Annotated in this window: 14 protein-coding genes, 1 pseudogene, 1 riboswitch and 1 other annotated feature; of the genes and pseudogenes, 6 read left to right on the top strand and 9 right to left on the bottom strand. The window is 67.3% G+C overall.

Annotated elements, in window-relative coordinates; genetic code table 11:
- The 9 genes and pseudogenes from D8M29_RS03135 to D8M29_RS03175 form a co-directional block, all read right to left on the bottom strand.
- Window positions 1–181, bottom strand: a pseudogene (locus tag D8M29_RS03135) (IS30 family transposase); the annotation flags it as partial.
- Window positions 147–848, bottom strand: a complete 702-nt coding sequence (locus D8M29_RS03140; protein ID WP_161972199.1) for an IS3 family transposase — start codon at window positions 846–848, stop codon at window positions 147–149. The gene D8M29_RS03140 and the pseudogene D8M29_RS03135, both read right to left, overlap by 35 nt.
- Window positions 762–890, bottom strand: a sequence feature (AL1L pseudoknot). It overlaps the preceding gene by 87 nt.
- On the bottom strand, window positions 851–1,168 hold the full coding sequence (locus D8M29_RS03145; RefSeq protein ID WP_161972198.1) for a transposase: 318 nt from the start codon (window positions 1,166–1,168) through the stop codon (window positions 851–853). It overlaps the preceding feature by 40 nt.
- Before the next feature lie 210 nt (window positions 1,169–1,378).
- Complete coding sequence (locus D8M29_RS03150) at window positions 1,379–2,809, bottom strand: L-serine ammonia-lyase (RefSeq protein ID WP_115165742.1); 1,431 nt, start codon at window positions 2,807–2,809, stop codon at window positions 1,379–1,381.
- Window positions 2,810–2,936: 127 nt separating this feature from the next.
- Window positions 2,937–4,274, bottom strand: coding sequence for a serine hydroxymethyltransferase (gene glyA / locus D8M29_RS03155; protein ID WP_115165743.1), 1,338 nt, complete (start codon window positions 4,272–4,274; stop codon window positions 2,937–2,939).
- Window positions 4,271–4,648 (bottom strand): glycine cleavage system protein GcvH, encoded by a 378-nt coding sequence (gcvH, locus tag D8M29_RS03160; RefSeq protein WP_115165744.1) that lies wholly within the window; start codon window positions 4,646–4,648, stop codon window positions 4,271–4,273. The genes glyA and gcvH overlap by 4 nt, the downstream gene beginning before the upstream one ends.
- A gap of 76 nt (window positions 4,649–4,724) precedes the next feature.
- Complete coding sequence (gene gcvT / locus D8M29_RS03165) at window positions 4,725–5,849, bottom strand: glycine cleavage system aminomethyltransferase GcvT (RefSeq protein ID WP_115165745.1); 1,125 nt, start codon at window positions 5,847–5,849, stop codon at window positions 4,725–4,727.
- Window positions 5,850–5,873: 24 nt separating this feature from the next.
- On the bottom strand, window positions 5,874–8,741 hold the full coding sequence (gcvP, locus tag D8M29_RS03170; protein ID WP_127435061.1) for an aminomethyl-transferring glycine dehydrogenase: 2,868 nt from the start codon (window positions 8,739–8,741) through the stop codon (window positions 5,874–5,876).
- Between the two features lie 156 nt (window positions 8,742–8,897).
- Window positions 8,898–8,999, bottom strand: a riboswitch (glycine riboswitch).
- Between the two features lie 110 nt (window positions 9,000–9,109).
- Complete coding sequence (locus D8M29_RS03175) at window positions 9,110–9,826, bottom strand: FadR/GntR family transcriptional regulator (RefSeq protein WP_127435060.1); 717 nt, start codon at window positions 9,824–9,826, stop codon at window positions 9,110–9,112.
- Between the two features lie 198 nt (window positions 9,827–10,024).
- Here D8M29_RS03175 and eat point away from each other — a divergent pair, with 198 nt between their 5' ends.
- The 6 genes from eat to D8M29_RS14100 form a co-directional block, all read left to right on the top strand.
- Entirely contained in the window at window positions 10,025–11,458 is a 1,434-nt protein-coding gene (gene eat, locus D8M29_RS03180) for an ethanolamine permease (protein ID WP_115165748.1), read from the top strand.
- A gap of 48 nt (window positions 11,459–11,506) precedes the next feature.
- Window positions 11,507–12,889, top strand: a complete 1,383-nt coding sequence (locus tag D8M29_RS03185) for a glutamine synthetase family protein (RefSeq protein ID WP_127435059.1) — start codon at window positions 11,507–11,509, stop codon at window positions 12,887–12,889.
- On the top strand, window positions 12,870–13,667 hold the full coding sequence (locus tag D8M29_RS03190) for a gamma-glutamyl-gamma-aminobutyrate hydrolase family protein (protein WP_127435058.1): 798 nt from the start codon (window positions 12,870–12,872) through the stop codon (window positions 13,665–13,667). The genes D8M29_RS03185 and D8M29_RS03190 overlap by 20 nt, the downstream gene beginning before the upstream one ends.
- Entirely contained in the window at window positions 13,664–15,022 is a 1,359-nt protein-coding gene (locus tag D8M29_RS03195) for an aldehyde dehydrogenase (protein ID WP_115165751.1), read from the top strand. Before D8M29_RS03190 ends, D8M29_RS03195 begins: the two co-directional genes overlap by 4 nt.
- A 66-nt stretch (window positions 15,023–15,088) precedes the next feature.
- Window positions 15,089–15,865: a 3-oxoacyl-ACP reductase gene (locus D8M29_RS03200; RefSeq protein ID WP_115165752.1), complete on the top strand. Its 777-nt coding sequence runs from the start codon at window positions 15,089–15,091 to the stop codon at window positions 15,863–15,865.
- 423 nt (window positions 15,866–16,288) lie between these two features.
- The coding region (locus D8M29_RS14100; RefSeq protein ID WP_148110710.1) for a hypothetical protein at window positions 16,289–16,479 on the top strand (191 nt) is incomplete at its 3' end.

Here is a 16,479-nt window from a genome sequence, read left to right on the forward strand (position 1 = left end):
ATGCCTCGACCGTGGTGACACCGGTGGCGATCACACGCCAGAACTGGCGTTGGACCTCCCGTGAGGGCTGCGGCCTGCCAGGAGAGCGCATCGGGGCCCGCAAGGCCCGATCCGCTCTCCACTGCCGACGTGTCCCCTCGGGCACATCACTGATCTTCCTCGCCCAGTCCTTGCTTGCCATCGCCCATACCTCCAGTGATTCCGAGAGGGTGTTGCGACGACCGATTGAATCCACCCTGGACTCCTTTATCGCTGTGATGCCGTAGCCCGGCCACGTCTTGGCCTGCACGCTGACGCGCCCAGAACGCCATCTCCAACGCGTCCAGGGCCAGGTCCGTGCGCAGCGACTTCGACAGCTGCCAGCCCAGCACCCGTCGGGAGAACACGTCGATGATGAACGCGGCGTACACCCATCCGCTGAAAGTGCGGCAGTAGGTGATGTCAGCGACCCACAGCTGGTTCGGAGCCGCCGCGGTGAAGTCGCGCTGCACCAGGTCCTGACGCTCATCCGGGCCGCGGCCTGGGACCGTGGTCCTCGGGCCCTTCGCGCGGCTGATCCCGCGCAGGCCTGCGGCTCGCATGAGCCGCTCCACCGTGCACCTGGCCACCTGCAGGCCCTCCCGCCGCAGTTGCGCGTGGACCTTTCGGGCCCCGTAGACCCCGTAGTTGGCCTCATGCACCCGCCGGATTTTCACGAGCACCTGCTCATCGCGCAGGCTGCGCGCTGAAGGAGGGCGCGTCTTGGCCGCGTAATACGTGCTCGGTGCGATCTGCGTGCCTGCTGCGGAGAGCGTGGTGCAGATCGGCTCGACACCGAACTCGTGCTTGTGTTCGTCGATATAGTCCACGATCAGCGCTGTGGGCGGTCGAGCTCCGCCGCGAAGAAAGCCGACGCCGAGCGCAGGATCGCGTTCGCCCGCCGCAGTTCACGGTTCTCCTTCTCCAGCTCGGCCACCCGGGCGGCCTCGCTGGTCGTGATCCCGGGGCGGTGGCCGTGGTCGATCTCGGTTTGGCGGACCCAGTTGCGCAGCGTCTCGGGATTGATCCCGAGCTGTTCTCCCACACGGCGGAACGCTCCGGTCCTCGTGGCGGAATCTTGACGGGCTTCCAGAGTCATCCGCGTGGCGCGTTCGCGGAGCTCGTCGGGGTACTTCCGTGGTGCTGGCATGCTCTGCATCCTTCCGTTGGATCAGAGCCTCCACCAGACCCGGGGCGATTCAGGCGTTGCGAGCCTCGATCCGCAACATGCGGCGGCCCTCAGGGGCGACGGTCATGGGTGGGTTCCCTTGCTCGTGGTGACTGCGGCGCCGAGGGGTCTATCGACCGAAGTGGAGCCGTAAAGGTGTGGTGGTTCGAACTGGGGTGCGGTCGAGCAGGGTCAGCATTCGACGACGTTGACGGCGAGCCCGCCCAGGGCGGTCTCCTTGTACTTGTGGCTCATGTCCTTGCCGGTCTCGCGCATGGTCACGATGACCTCGTCGAGGCTGACCCGGTGCGTGCCGTCGCCCCACATGGCCATCTTGGCGGCGTTGATCGCCTTGGTCGCGGCGATCGCGTTGCGCTCGATGCACGGGATCTGCACCAGGCCGCCGATCGGGTCGCAGGTCAGCCCGAGGTTGTGCTCCATGGCGATCTCGGCGGCGTTCTCCACCTGGGCGGGCGTTCCGCCGAGGACCTCGGCCAGTCCGGCGGCGGCCATCGAGGAGGCGGACCCCACCTCGCCCTGGCAGCCGACCTCGGCCCCGGAGATCGAGGCCTGCTCCTTGTAGAGCACCCCCACCGCCCCGGCCGTGAGCAGGAACCGGACCACGATGTCCTGCCGGGCGGCCTCGAGCGCCTCCGGGCCCTCGGCGGCGGCGGCGCGGGCCGCGGGGGAGTAGTGGGTGGCGTAGAACAGCGCCGCCGGGATGATGCCGGCCGCCCCGTTGGTGGGGGCGGTGACCACCCGACCGCCGGAGGCGTTCTCCTCGTTGACCGCCAGGGCCACGAGGTTCACCCATTCCTGCCAGAAGCCAGGGTCCCGGTCCGGGTCCTCGGTGCGCAGCCGCCGGTGCCACTGCGGGGCGCGGCGGGCGACGTTCAGTCCCCCGGGCAGCACCCCGGTGCGGGCGATCGCTGATTCCTTGCTCTGCTCCATCACCTCCCATACGTGCAGCAGGCCCGCCTGAACCTCCTCCTCGCTGCGCCAGGTCCTCTCGTTGGCCAGCATCACCTCGCTGATCGGCCGGCCCGTGCTCGCACAGTGGCCCAGCAGCTCCCGGGCGGTGCGGAAGGGGTGGGGCACCTGGGCGCTGGCGGCCTCCAGCTCGGCCGCGGCGTTGTCCTCCGCGCCCTCCTGGACGATGAACCCGCCGCCGACCGAGAACCAGGTCTCGTCGGCGAGGACGGCCCCGTCCGCGTCGAGCGCCTGGAAGCGCATGCCGTTGGTGTGCCGCTCCAGTACGGTCAGCGGGTGCTGCACCATGTCCTCGACGCCGTAGTGAATGTCCCGGCGGTGCCCGAGGGCGGCGCACAGCCGCAGCGTCCCGGTCCCGGTGATGTCGGCCAGCCGCTCCTCCACCTCGTCGGGGCGGACCTGTTCCGGGTCGTAGCCCTCCAGGCCCAGCAGGATCGCGGTGAACGTGCCGTGGCCGCGGCCGGTGGCGGACAGCGACCCGTAGACGTCCACGCGCAGCCCGTCGGTGCGCTCCAGGAGGTCCTGGGCGACCAGGGTCCCGGCGAAGCGGCGGGCGGCGCGCATGGGGCCGACGGTGTGGGAGCTCGAGGGACCGATGCCCACGGTGAACAGATCGAAGACGCTGATGGCCATGTGATGCTCCAAACGTGGGAGTCCGGTGCGGTGAGGGCGCTACGGGGTCGGGGTGCGGGCGAGGTTTTCCCGCCCGCACCCCTGGCTGTCGGTGCTGCCTGTGGGCAGACGCCGGTGATGCGGACGGTTACCGGTGGTCGCTCAGCGGGGCCAGCCCTGGGTAGAGCGGGTGGTCCGCGGCCAAGGCCTGCACCCTGGCCTTGAGGTCGGCCAGTACGGTCGAGTCAATCCCCTCGGCCCCGGCGGCGGCACCGGCGATGAGGGTCTCGGCGATGATGTCGGCGACCTCGGCGAAGGCTTCGGCGTCGAAGCCGCGGGTGGCCAGAGCCGGGGTGCCGATCCGCAGCCCGGAGGTGACCATCGGCGGGCGGGGATCGAAGGGAACCGCGTTGCGGTTAACGGTGATCTCCACCTGCGCCAACAGGTCCTCGGCCTGTTTCCCATCCAGCACCGATTTGCGCAGGTCCACCAGCACCAGGTGCACGTCGGTGCCGCCGCTGACCACGCTGATCCCGGCAGCCATCACGTCTGGGGAGAGCAGGCGCAGGGCGAGGATTTTCGCGCCCTCCAGGGTGCGCTCCTGCCGCTTGCGGAAGTCCTCTCCGGCGGCGATCTTGAAGGCCACGGCCTTGCCGGCGATCACGTGCTCCAAGGGCCCGCCCTGCTGACCGGGGAAGACCGCGGAGTTGAGCTTCTTGGCGATCTCGGCCTCGTTGGACAAGATGATCCCGCCCCGAGGCCCGCCTAGGGTCTTGTGCGTGGTGGAGGTGACCACGTGGGCGTGCGGCACCGGATTGGGGTGCAGTCCCGCCGCGACCAATCCGGCGAAGTGGGCCATGTCCACCATCAGATACGCCCCAACCTCGTCAGCGATGGCGCGGAAGCGGGCGAAGTCCAGGTGCCGGGAATAGGCCGACCAGCCGGCGACGATCATCTGCGGGCGGTGCTCCCGGGCCAACCGTTCAACCTCGTCCATATCTACGGTGCAGCTGTCCTCCTCCACGCCGTAGGGCACCACCTGGTAGAGCTTGCCGGAGAAGTTTAGCTTCATGCCGTGGGTGAGGTGCCCGCCGTGGGCGAGGTTCAGACCCAGGATGGTGTCCCCGGGGGTGAGCAGGGCGTGCATCACCGCGGCGTTGGCCTGGGCCCCGGAGTGGGGCTGGACGTTGGCGTGCTCGGCCCCGAACAGGGCCTTGATCCGGTCCATGGCCAGGGACTCGATCACGTCCACGTGCTCGCACCCGCCGTAGTACCGGCGGCCCGGGTAGCCCTCGGCGTACTTGTTGGTCAGCACTGAGCCCTGGGCCTGCATCACCGCCACAGCGGTGTGGTTTTCCGAGGCGATCATCTCCAGCCCGTTCTGCTGGCGGGCCTGCTCGGCGTCGATGCGTGCGGCAACCTCCGGGTCGAGCTCGGCGATGTCCTGGTCCAAGGTGGGGGTCAGGGCGTTGCTCCGAGTGCTCATGCTTGCTCCTTCTGGGCCTGGGCGTACTGCTCGGCGGTGAGCAGATCGCCCTCCTCGGTGACCTCCACGGTGAACAGCCAGCCGTCCCCATAGGGGTCAGTGTTCACCAGGCCGGGCTCGTCCACGACGACCGCGTTGACCTCCACGACAGTGCCGGTGACCGGGGCGAAGAGCTCGGAGACGGACTTGGTGGACTCCACCTCCCCGCACACCTCGCCGGCGGTGATGCTGGACCCTGCCTCGGGCAGGTCGAGATAGACGACGTCGCCGAGGGAGTCGGCGGCCACCGCGGACAGGCCGACCTTCACGGGGGAGGACTCGTCCACCCACTCATGCTCGGCGGAGTAGCGCAGATGGGAGGGAATAGTGCTCATAGTCAGGCATCCTTTCGGAACGTGTTGGAGGCTGTGGAAAAACCGGGGTGAGTACCGGTGGAGGAAAAGGCCAGTGCTATTTTTGGCGCCGGTAGAAGGGCGGCTCCACGATGGTGAACGGTGTTGCCTTACCGCGAAGATCGACGTCGACCGCCTGGCCGGTGTGCGCGTACTGCTGATCCACATAAGCCATGGCAATGGGGTGACCCAGGGTGGGGCTGGGCGCCCCGGAGGTCACCTCGCCCACGCGGGCGCCATTCACCGTGACTGGGTAGTGCGATCGTGCGGCGCGGCGTCCGGTGCTGGTGAGTCCGACCAGTTTCCGGCCGGCTCCAGCGGCTTTGATGGCCGTCAGGGCATCGCGTCCGACGAAGTCGCCGCCCTTGGACAGAGCTACCACCGGTCCGAGGCCGGCCTCGTAGGGGTTGGTCGCCAAGGACAGTTCCTGTCCGTAGAGCGGCATGCCCGCCTCCAGGCGCAGAGTGTCGCGGCAGGCCAGTCCGGCCGGAACGAGTTCGGAGCCTTGTCCGGCGGCCAACAACGCCGACCACAGCGGCACAGCGTGGGCGTTGGGCACGTAGAGCTCGAAGCCGTCCTCCCCGGTGTAGCCGGTGCGGGCCAGCAGCACCTCGATCCCGGCCACGGTGGCCGGCTCGGCGGAGTAGTACTTTAGGTCTGCGACCAGCTGGCGCTGTTCATCGGGGACCATGTCTTGCAGGATCGCCTGCGCGACCGGTCCTTGGACGGCGATCAGGGAGGTGGCGGCCGATTCATCGGTGACCGTGACGTCGAAGCCGGCGGCTCGCTCCTGGAAGGCGGCGACCACGGTGTCGGCGTTGCCGGCGTTGGGCACCACCAGGTACTCGTCCTCGGCCAGCCGATAGCTGATCAGGTCGTCGATGATCCCTCCTTCGGGAGTGCAGATCAGCGAGTACTTGGCCTTGCCCACACGGACGGCGGAGAGCTTGCCGACCAGGGCGTAGTCGAGGAAGCGGGCGGCGTCGGGGCCAGTGACGGCGATTTCGCCCATGTGGGAGAGGTCGAACAATCCCGCGCTGTGGCGCACGGCGTAGTGCTCGGACAACTCGCTGCTGTAGCGCAGGGGCATTTGCCATCCACCGAAGTCGGTGAAGGCGGCACCGAGTTTGCGGTGCTCTTCGTAGAGGGCGGTGTAGCGGCTGGTGAGGGTGTCGGTGCTCATGGCGGTGAGGGCTCCTCGGGCGACTCAGTGGGCGAATTCTTCGATGGGCGGGCAGGAGCAGATCAGGTTGCGGTCTCCTGCCGCCCCGTCGATGCGGCCCACCGGGGGGAAGTACTTGTCCACGTGCAGCGAGGGGACGGGGAAGGCCGCTTGCTCGCGTGAGTACGGGCGGTCCCAGGTGCTGGCGGCCAGCGTCGGGGCGGTGTGGGGAGCGTTCCGCAGAGGGCTGTCCTCGGCGCTGAACGCTCCGTCGGCCACCTGCTGGATCTCAGCGCGGATGGCGATCATCGCGGTGATGAACCGTTCGATCTCCTCCAAGTCCTCGGACTCGGTCGGCTCCACCATCAAGGTGCCCGCCACCGGGAAGGACAGGGTGGGGGCGTGGAAGCCGTAGTCGATCAGGCGCTTGGCCACGTCCTCGGCGGTGATCCCGGTCCGGGCCGTGAGTCCGCGCAGGTCCAGGATGCACTCGTGGGCGACAAGCCCGCGGTTGCCGGTGTAGAGGACGGGGAAGTGGTCGGTGAGCCGGGCGGCGACGTAGTTGGCCGTCAGCAGCGCGGTCTTGGTCGCCTGGGTGAGTCCGTCACCGCCCATCATCGCGATGTAGGCCCACGAGATCGGCAGGACTCCCGCCGAGCCGAACCGGGAGGCCGAAATCGGTGTCCCGGCACCGGGTGCAGCCGCCGCGGTGGCGTCCCCGGGCAGGTAGGGCACCAGGTGCTCGGCGACGGCCACCGGCCCGACCCCGGGCCCACCGCCGCCGTGGGGGATGCAGAAGGTCTTGTGCAGGTTCAGGTGAGAGACATCCCCGCCGAAGCGTCCCGGCTGGGCCAGCCCGACCAGGGCGTTGAGGTTGGCGCCGTCGATGTAGACCTGACCGCCGGCGGTGTGAACGGCCTCGCAGACCTCCCGCACGTCGGCGTCGTAGACCCCGTGCGTGGAGGGGTAGGTGATCATGATCGCCGCCAGCTCAGCCTGGTGCTTGGTGAGTTTGGCGTCCAGGTCGGCGTGGTCGATGGTGCCGTCCGCGGCGGTCTTCACCACGACGACCTTCATCCCGGCCAGCACCGCCGAGGCGGCGTTGGTGCCGTGCGCGGAGGCGGGGATGAGACAGACGGTCCGGTCCGTGTCGCCGTTGGCCAGGTGGTAGCGGCGGATGGCCAATAGGCCCGCCAGCTCCCCCTGGGAGCCGGCATTGGGCTGGATCGACACGGCGGCGTAGCCAGTGATCTCGCTCAGGCGCCGCTCCAGGTCCTCGATCAGTTCCCGCCATCCCTGGCTCTGGTGCTCGGGGACCAGCGGGTGGATGCCGGCGAACTCCGGCCAGGAGATGGCGGCCATCTCGGCGGTGGCGTTGAGCTTCATGGTGCACGAGCCCAGCGGAATCATCGTGCGGTCCAGCGCGAGGTCGCGGTTGGCGAGGCGGCGCAGGTAACGCAGCATCTGGGTCTCGGAACGGTAGCGGGAGAACACCGGGTGGCGCAGGTACTCAGAGGTCCGCAGGATGCCCAGATCCAGGTCGAACCCGCGGGGACCAGCGGCGATCTGCCCGGTCGCCTCCGGCACGCCGAAGGCCTCGACGACCCGGGCCAGGTGATCCACCGTGGTGGTCTCATCACAGGAGATCCCGACGTGGTCCTCGTCGACCCAGCGCAGGTTCACCCCCCGGGTCTCGGCGGCATGCAGGATCTGGGCCGCCCGACCCGACACCCGCACCGTCAAGGTATCGAAGAAGTGCCCGCAGACGAGTTCGAAACCGGCGCGGTCCAGAACAGTGGCCAGGGTGCGGGCGTGGTCATGCACGCGCTGGGCGATGGCCTTGAGCCCCTCCGGGCCGTGGTAGACGGCGTACATGGACGCCGCCACGGCCAGCAGGGCCTGGGCGGTGCAGATGTTGGAGGTGGCCTTCTCCCGGCGGATGTGCTGCTCACGGGTCTGCAGCGCCAGGCGGTAGGCCGGTTTGCCGTTGGAGTCGCGCGAGACCCCAATCAGGCGCCCGGGCAGGGACCGCTCCAGCCCTGAGCGCACGGCCATGTACGCCGCGTGCGGGCCTCCGTAAAACAGTGGCACCCCGAAGCGCTGAGAGGTGCCCACCGCGATGTCCGCTCCCTGCTCCCCCGGCGGGGTGATCAGCGTCAGCGCCAACAGATCGGCCGCGACCGTCACCATCGCTCCACGCGCCTTGGCGTCAGTGATCAGCCCTGTGTAATCGCTGACCCGCCCGGAGGCACCGGGCTGCTGCAGCACCACACCGGTGATCTCCCCCTGCGGCAGCCCCTGGCTCAGATCGGCGACCTCCACCTCGAAATCCAGGGCCTCCGCCCGGCCCTGCACCACCGCCAGGGTCTGGGGCAGCGCATCGGCGTCCAGCACGATCTTGCCCTCACCACGGGCCTTGTTGGTGCGGCGCATCAACAGCACCGCCTCGGCCACAGCCGTGGCCTCATCCAGCAGGGACGCGTTGGCGACCGGCAGGGCGGTGAGATCCTGGATCATCGTCTGAAAGTTCAGCAGCGCCTCCAGCCGCCCCTGAGAGATCTCGGGCTGGTACGGGGTGTAGGCGGTGTACCAGCTCGGGGACTCCAGCACGTTGCGCTGGATCACCGGCGGCGTGTGGGTGTCGTAGTAGCCCTGCCCGATCATCTGCACGGCCGTGGTATTGCGGTCGGCGAAGGCTCGCAGGCGCTCAAGCACCCCCTGCTCGCTAAGTGCGGCGGGCAGGTTCAGCGGAGTGCGCTGACGAATACTGGCCGGCACGGCAGTGTCCACGAGTTCATCGAGGCTGGTGTACCCCAGCCGCTCGAGCATAAGAGCGGCCTCTGCGGCCCGAGTCCCGATGTGCCGGTCGACGAAAGCCGCCGTGGTGAGAGAGGCAGTGAGCTGGGTAGTCATGAGGGGAACTCCTAAGCGTTCTACGCCGTCGCAAAGGCGAAGGGTGTGAGTTCCTCCCCGCTCTGTCTGGGACCTGAGAGTTTCCACAGTCGTAGGACCGCTTGCACCGTCGGTGAGTGCAACCACCTCGGTGGTTGCACTGCTTTCCAGAGTTGCCAAATCGCGGTGGTACGGGGGCCTGAGAGTTTCCTGGGGAGGATTTGCTCCTACGGCGCCGGCAAGGAGGTCATCCCGGCCGGACTCTCCCACCACGATCTATGGGCGATCCCACTGTAAGCAGAATCACACGGGCTTGTCTAGTTTAAATCTGTCCTATTGGTCACTTCGTGCACCTTTGCAGAGGCCAGAGACCCTATTTCGAGGGATACCTATGGCAGGAAGCCGCGCAGCAGGGAGGCGGTGCCCTCCAGATGATCGACCATCAAAGCCTTCGCATGGACCGGGTCGCCGCGCAGGATCGCCTCGGTGATCGCCAGGTGCTGCTGATTGGAGTGCTCAAGGTTGGCCGGCAACAGCGGGATCTTGTCGAGCAGCGCACTCACGCGCGCCCGGGTGTCGGCCACCGCAGTGATGAGCGAAGGGCACCGGCTCAGCTCGGCCACAGCGATGTGGAAGCGGGCATCCCGGGTGCGATAAGTGCTCTGATCGGCTTGTTGCACCTCCGAAAGGCAGGCCTGTAGGTACTGACGGGCCGAGGCTGACAGATCAGCCCTGGCTGCTAGCTCGGCCGCAGCCGGCTCCACCACGGCGCGGAAAATCAGCACGTCATGGCACTCCCGCGGATCAAGGTGGCCTGGGTCCGAGGAAGGCGCACCGAAAGTCTCCAAAATGTATGTGCCGCCGTAGCGTCCCCGACGCACCTCCAAGAAGCCCGCCCGCTGCAATTCGGCCAAAGCTTCGCGCAGGGTGGCACGCGAGACCCCTAAATGCTCAGCCAGGTCCCGCTCAGGCGGCAGTTTCTGACCCCGAGGGAAGAGGCCGACCTTGATCGCCTGCAGCAGGTGCTCAATGGTCTCCTCAAACGCGTTGCCCGAGCGCACCGGACGCAGCACCGCATAGGGGTGCCCGAAGTCTGCCAAGGCCATCACGCTCCTCCATTTCCACTGTCGCCACAGCCTACGGGGTACCCCGCCTGAGCCTGCACGCTCCCACCGGTGGGACAGTCGCGCAAACTCCTATTGACGACTCTGCTGTGAGATGGAACACTCTCCCACAATGCCATGGACTGAAAACAGTCCTTTATCGTGGTTCCCATCGGTTCCAATCCGCAGAGGTGGACACCCGTGCAACATCAATCTCACGCTTCATCCGTCTCAGACAGCAGCTACCTTGAACACCGCCAGCTCAAGGCCGGGGCTGCCGGTTGGGTCCTGCTGGCCGGCCTGGGTGTCTCCTACGTTATCTCCGGGGACTTCTCCGGGTGGAATCTCGGTCTGGCGGAAGGCGGGTGGGGCGGGCTACTGATTGCTTTTGTGCTCATGGGTCTGATGTACACCTGCATGGTGTTCGGCCTCGCGGAGCTGTCCTCGACCCTGCCCACGGCCGGTGCCGGCTACGGGTTCGCCCGCCGCGCCCTGGGACCGCTGGGGGGCTTCGCCACCGGGATGGCCGTGCTCATCGAATACGCCGTGGCCCCGGCGGCGATCGCGACCTTTATCGGCGGCTACATCGAGGCATTGGGCCTGTTCGGAATCACCAACTCCTGGCCCGTCTACCTTGTGACTTATCTGGTGTTCATGGGCATCCACATGTACGGGGTGGGCGAGGCCTTGAAGCTGATGTTCGGCATCACCGTGGTCGCGGTCCTCGCGCTGGGGGTGACCGTCGTCGCGCTTGTGCCGCACTTCGACGTCGCAAACCTCTTCGACATCGTCCCAAACGACGCGGCGGGGGCGAGCTCGTTCCTGCCCATGGGGTACGCCGGAGTCATGGCCGCCCTGGTCTACGGGATCTGGTTCTTCCTAGCGGTCGAGGGCGTGCCGCTGGCCGCGGAGGAGACGGCTGACCCGAAGCGGGACATGCCGCGCGGGATCATCGTAGCCATGCTCATCCTGTTGGTCTCCGGGGCGCTCATGCTGGTGCTGGTGCCCGGCGCCGGCGGCGCCAAGGCGATGAGCACCTCGGACAATCCGCTGCCGGAGGCGATCCGCACGGTCGCCGGGACCGACAGTGTGTTGGCGAGCATCGTGAACTACGCGGGCCTGGCCGGGCTGGTGGCGAGCTTCTTCTCCATCATGTACGCCTACTCCCGGCAGCTGTTCGCCCTCTCTCGGGCGGGCTACCTGCCCCGCTTCCTTTCGCTGACCGGTAAGCGCAAGACCCCGTGGGTGGCGCTGATCGTGCCGGGCACCATCGGCTTCGTCCTCGCGGCCGTGACCGGCGATGGAGGGCTGCTCATCAATATTGCGGTCTTCGGCGCCACCGTTTCCTACGTGCTGCTGAACCTTTCCCACATTGTGCTGCGCTTCCGGGAGCCGGACCTTCCGCGCGGTTACCGCACCCCCGGTGGTGTCGTTACCACCGGCATCGCCCTGGTGCTGGCGTTGGTGGCTGTGGTGGCGACGTTCCTGGTTGACGTGTACGCCGCCACCATCACCGCCGGGGTGTTCGTCGTCTTCATTGCCTATTTCTGGTTCTACAGCCGCCATCATCTGGTGGCCAACGCCCCCGAAGAGGAGTTTGCCCTGCTGCAAGCCGCCGAGACCAAGCTGCACTGACCGACTAGTGCATCCGCAACCGTCCCCGCAACCCAAGGATTTGATCTCATGACGACATCACCGAAACATCCCCGCAACGACCGAATGCTCACCGTGGATCAGCTGCGACAGAAGATCACCGATGGACAGATTGATACGGTCGTGCTCGCCTTCACCGACATGCAGGGCCGACTGCAGGGCAAGCTCAACCACGCGCAGTTTTTCCTGGATGCCATGCTCACCGAGGGGGCCGAGGGCTGTAACTACCTGCTGGCCGTGGACACCGAGATGAACACCCCGGCTGGCTACGCCATCAGCAGCTGGGAAGCCGGCTACGGTGACATGAGCTTCGCCATGGATCTGGACACCATCAGGCTGATGCCGCACAACCCGGGGCAGGCCATGATCCAGTGCGACCTCACGGGCCATGACGGCCAGCTGATCCCGATGTCGCCGCGAGCCATGCTGCGCCGCCAGCTCGACCGGGCCCGGGACATGGGCTACCAGATGCTCACCGGCACCGAACTGGAGTTTTGCGTTTACAACACCAGCTACGAGGACGCCTGGGATGCCAACTACCAGAACCTGGAACCGGCGAACAAGTACAACGTGGACTACAACCTCCTGGGCTCCCAGCGCGTCGAGCCGTTGCTGCGGGAGATCCGCAACGCGATGTACGCGGCTGGCATGACCGTGGAGAACGCCAAGGGCGAGTGCAACCTCGGCCAGCACGAGATCGCCTTCCGGTTCAACGACGGCCTGATTACCGCTGACAACCACGTGGTCTACAAGCTCTCCTCCAAGCAGATCGCCCACCAGCAGGGCAAGTCCATCACGTTCATGGCCAAGCCCAACCAGCGCGAAGGCAGCTCCTGCCACATCCACATGTCCCTACGCGGCCTGGACGGCGAGCTGGTCTTCTGGGATCGGGAGCGGGGCACCCGCAGCGCCACCTACGACCACTTCATCGCCGGGGTGCTCAAGGGCATGCGTGAGATGTCCATCTTCTACGCCCCGAACATCAACTCCTACAAGCGCTTCGTCAAGGGCAGTTTCGCCCCCACCGCAGTGGCCTGGGGCATCGACAACCGTTCCTGCGCCGTGCGCCTGGTCGGCAGCGGTCAGTCCGCCCGGATGGAGAACCGGCTTCCCGGCGGGGACGTCAATCCCTATTTGGCGCTGTCGGCGATGCTGGCTTGTGGTCTGTACGGCATCGAGCACCAGCTGGAGTTGGAACCCATGATGGAGGGCAACGCCTACGAGTCCGACGCCCCCGTGGTGCCCTCGACGATGCGCGAGGCCCGGGACCTGCTGGCCGGTTCCGAGCTGGCCCGTGAAGTTTTCGGGGAAAAGGTTGTGGAGCACTACGTGCACTACGCCGATGTGGAGCTGGATGCCTTTGAGGCCGCCGTCACTGACTGGGAGCTGCGCCGTGGTTTCGAACGTCTCTGAGACGACCGGGGCAGCACCCGGCTACCGGCCTCGCATTGCCCTGACGACTTACTACCAGGAGGGCTCCTGGGGGGTGTGGAACTCCATCGCGGCGATCGTGCCCGGAGCCTACGTGGAGGGCGTGGTCGCGGCCGGGGGCACCCCCGTGCTGCTGCCTCCGGTCGGGACCGATCCCAGTGTGCTGGAGCTGGTGGACGGGCTGATCGTGATCGGTGGAGTCGACGTCGATCCGCAGTTTTACGGCGCCGATCGGCATGAGCGAACATTCTCGCAGCCGTCCCGGGACGAGCACGATATCGCTCTCACTCGGGCCGCACTGGAGCAGGGCCTGCCGCTGTTCGCGATCTGCCGCGGTGCACAGATCCTCAATGTGGCCCTGGGCGGCACCCTGATCCAGCACCTGCCCGACGTCAACGAGAATGCCGCCCAGTACCAGCCCGGGCCTGGCCAGTACGGGCGTGTCGAGTTCACCACTGAGCCCGGCAGCCGCTGCGCACAGTTGCTGGGCGAGACGGCGGAGTCCCCGTGCTACCACCACCAGGCCCTGGAGACGGTGGCCGACGGGCTGGTGGTCACCGCCCGCGCCGCGGACGGCACCATCGAGGCCGTCGAGACCACCACCGAGAGCTGGACCCTCGGGGTCCAGTTCCACCCCGAGGAGAACCGGAAGGACCCCCGTCTCTTCGAGGGGTTCATCGACGTCGCCCGCCGCTTCGCCCACGAACGGGACGCCGGCCACCGCACCGACCACGACCGAAAGGACGCGTTGCTCCCATGACTGTCACCGAGATCATCAATCCCGCCACCGAAGAGGTCATCGACACCATCGAAATGGCATCTCTGCAGCAGACGGATGCCGCCATCGACCGCGCCCAGCGGGCCTTCGAGACCTGGCGTACCGTCGCCCCGGCCGACCGGGCCCGGCTGCTGCGCCGCTTCGCCGATGCGGTGGACGCCGATCTGGAGAACCTCGCAGCCCTGGAGGTCCGCAACGCCGGGCACACCATCGGCAACGCCCGGTGGGAGGCCGGCAACGTCCGCGACGTGCTCACCTACTACTCCGGGGCCCCGGAGCGGCTTTCGGGCCGCCAGATTCCGGCCCCCGGCGGGGTCAACATCACCTTCCACGAGCCGCTGGGCGTGATCGGGGTGATTGTGCCCTGGAACTTCCCGATGCCGATCGCCGCCTGGGGCTTCGCTCCGGCCCTGGCTGCGGGCAACACCGTGGTGCTCAAGCCGGCGGAGATCACCCCGCTGACCGCCATCCGCCTGGGCGAGCTGGCCCTGGAGGCCGGGCTTCCCGAGGGCGTGCTCACTGTGCTCCCCGGTAAGGGCTCAGTGGTGGGAGAGCGCTTCGTGACCCACCCGACCGTGCGCAAGGTCGTGTTCACCGGCTCTACCGGAGTGGGCAAGCGCATCATGGCCGGCTGCGCGGACCAGATCAAGCGCATCACCTTGGAGCTGGGGGGTAAGAACTCCAACATCATTTTCGCCGACGCTGACCTCGAGCAGGCCGCCGCCACCACTCCCGGCGGAGCCTTCGACAACGCCGGACAGGACTGCTGCTCCCGCTCCCGGGTGCTGGTGCAGCGCTCCGTGCTGGACCGCTACCTGGAGCTGCTGGAGCCAGCCGTGCGGGACTTCACCTGCGGCGACCCGCGGCAAGAGGCCACCCACATGGGCCCCTTGGTCTCGGCCGCCCACCGGGAGAGCGTGTCGTCCTTCCTGGACGACGACGCCCCCATCGCCTTCCAGGGCTCTGCCCCGACAGGCCCCGGGTACTGGTTCCCGCCGACCGTGCTCACCCCCTCGTCGGATTCGCGGGTGTTCCAGGAGGAGATTTTCGGCCCCGTGCTCGCCGTGGTCCCCTTCGAGGACGAGGCCGAAGCGATCCGTCTGGCCAACAACACCGAATACGGGCTGTCCGGGTCCATCTGGACCCGCGACGTCGGACGCGCCCTGCGCGTCTCCCGCGGGGTGGAGGCCGGCAACCTGTCGGTGAACACCCACTCCTCGGTGCGCTACTGGACCCCCTTCGGAGGGTTCAAGCAGTCCGGGTTCGGCCGTGAACTGGGCCCCGACGCCACCGAGGCCTTCACCGAGACCAAGAACGTCTTCATCGCCAGCACCTGAGCACCACCCCACTAACCCACATGTCGCAACGGCATGGAACCCACCCCTAAACACCAAGGAGAACTCATGGACGTCAACGCCCGCCGCCTGGTCGATCGCAGCGCTGTCATCACCGGTGGTGCCAGTGGCATCGGTCTGGCTACCGCCCGACGGATGGCCGCCGAAGGAGCCAACGTCGTCATCGCCGATATCGATCCGGTCACCGGTGAGAAAGCCGCCTCCGAGCTCGGCGGCCTGTTCGTCAAGGTTGACGTCACCAACCCCGAGGACGTCGAGAACCTCTACGCCGAAACTTACAAGGCCTTCGGATCGGTCGACATCACCTTCAACAACGCCGGCATCTCCCCCGCCGATGACGCCTCGATCCTCGACACCGGCATCGAGGCCTGGCGCAAGGTCCAGGAGGTCAACCTGACCTCCGTGTACTACTGCTGCAAGTACGCCATCCCCTACATGCAGAAGCAGGGCAAGGGCTCGATCATCAACACCGCATCCTTCGTCGCGGTGATGGGCGCAGCCACCTCGCAGATCTCCTACAGCGCCTCCAAGGGCGGTGTGCTGTCGATGAGCCGGGAGCTCGGTGTCGAGTTCGCCCGTCAGGGCATCCGGGTCAATGCCCTGTGCCCGGGACCGGTCAACACGCCCCTGTTGAAGGAGCTGTTCGCCAAGGACCCGGAAAAGGCTGCTCGCCGCCTGGTGCACGTGCCGCTGGGACGTTTCGCCGAGCCGGAGGAACTGGCCGCCGCCGTGGCCTTCCTGGCCAGCGACGACTCCTCGTTCATGACCGCCTCCACCTTCCTGGTCGACGGCGGCATCTCCGGGGCCTACGTCACCCCCCTTTGAGAAATACAGCCTCCCTTGCCGTCCGCCTTGTGGGGCGGACGGCGAGGGAGGCCCTCCCATGACTCCATGAACACCGGGTGAAAACCACCTCGACTGTTGTTCCTCACCGAGCGTCACGACTCGGTGGGCAACCCACTACCACCTTGTGCTCACCTCGAGCGCAAGTTCTGACCGCCCGCACCCGCCGCATCTCGTCGCCACCGTCTGGCGGCGGGCGTGGGCTTCCAACGCGATAGGTGAAGCACCGGGCCACCGCCTGAAAGCTTCCACCCATTACCCACCCCGGCCCTCACATCATGGGGCAGGGGTGGGCCGAATACCTGGTCCGCTAACTGACGGATCCACGAGGTTCGGCTACTCAAACCTTTCTCTCCAGGCCACCGCCGGAGGGTTGACCGCCAACTTGATGAGGAGTGGAACAGCATGCGGCAACTCGCACACCGGCTCGACCGGCTGGGCACCGAAACGGCCTTCAGCGTCGCCCAGGGGTCAAGCCCCTCGGAGTGGTGTAGCGATCTTTCATGTAGGGGTCAGGCGGTGAGGGCTGTCAGGGGGTCGGTGGTCACCTCGCTTCCGGTGTTCGCGACGGTGGTGAGCCGGCAGCGGGTGAGGAC

The sequence above is a fragment of the Micrococcus sp. HSID17227 genome (assembly GCF_003989405.1).
GTDB lineage: Bacteria > Actinomycetota > Actinomycetes > Actinomycetales > Micrococcaceae > Micrococcus > Micrococcus luteus.

Excerpts from the sequence above, each read along its gene's own strand:
- D8M29_RS03150 (WP_115165742.1), bottom strand. The coding sequence starts at position 2,809 with ATGGCCATCAGCGTCTTCGATCTGTTCACCGTGGGCATCGGTCCCTCG.
- gcvH (WP_115165744.1), bottom strand. The coding sequence starts at position 4,648 with ATGAGCACTATTCCCTCCCATCTGCGCTACTCCGCCGAGCATGAGTGG.
- D8M29_RS03145 (WP_161972198.1), bottom strand. The coding sequence starts at position 1,168 with ATGCCAGCACCACGGAAGTACCCCGACGAGCTCCGCGAACGCGCCACG.
- D8M29_RS03200 (WP_115165752.1), top strand. The coding sequence starts at position 15,089 with ATGGACGTCAACGCCCGCCGCCTGGTCGATCGCAGCGCTGTCATCACC.
- gcvP (WP_127435061.1), bottom strand. The coding sequence starts at position 8,741 with ATGACTACCCAGCTCACTGCCTCTCTCACCACGGCGGCTTTCGTCGAC.
- D8M29_RS03185 (WP_127435059.1), top strand. The coding sequence starts at position 11,507 with ATGACGACATCACCGAAACATCCCCGCAACGACCGAATGCTCACCGTG.
- D8M29_RS03175 (WP_127435060.1), bottom strand. The coding sequence starts at position 9,826 with ATGGCCTTGGCAGACTTCGGGCACCCCTATGCGGTGCTGCGTCCGGTG.
- D8M29_RS03195 (WP_115165751.1), top strand. The coding sequence starts at position 13,664 with ATGACTGTCACCGAGATCATCAATCCCGCCACCGAAGAGGTCATCGAC.
- glyA (WP_115165743.1), bottom strand. The coding sequence starts at position 4,274 with ATGAGCACTCGGAGCAACGCCCTGACCCCCACCTTGGACCAGGACATC.
- gcvT (WP_115165745.1), bottom strand. The coding sequence starts at position 5,849 with ATGAGCACCGACACCCTCACCAGCCGCTACACCGCCCTCTACGAAGAG.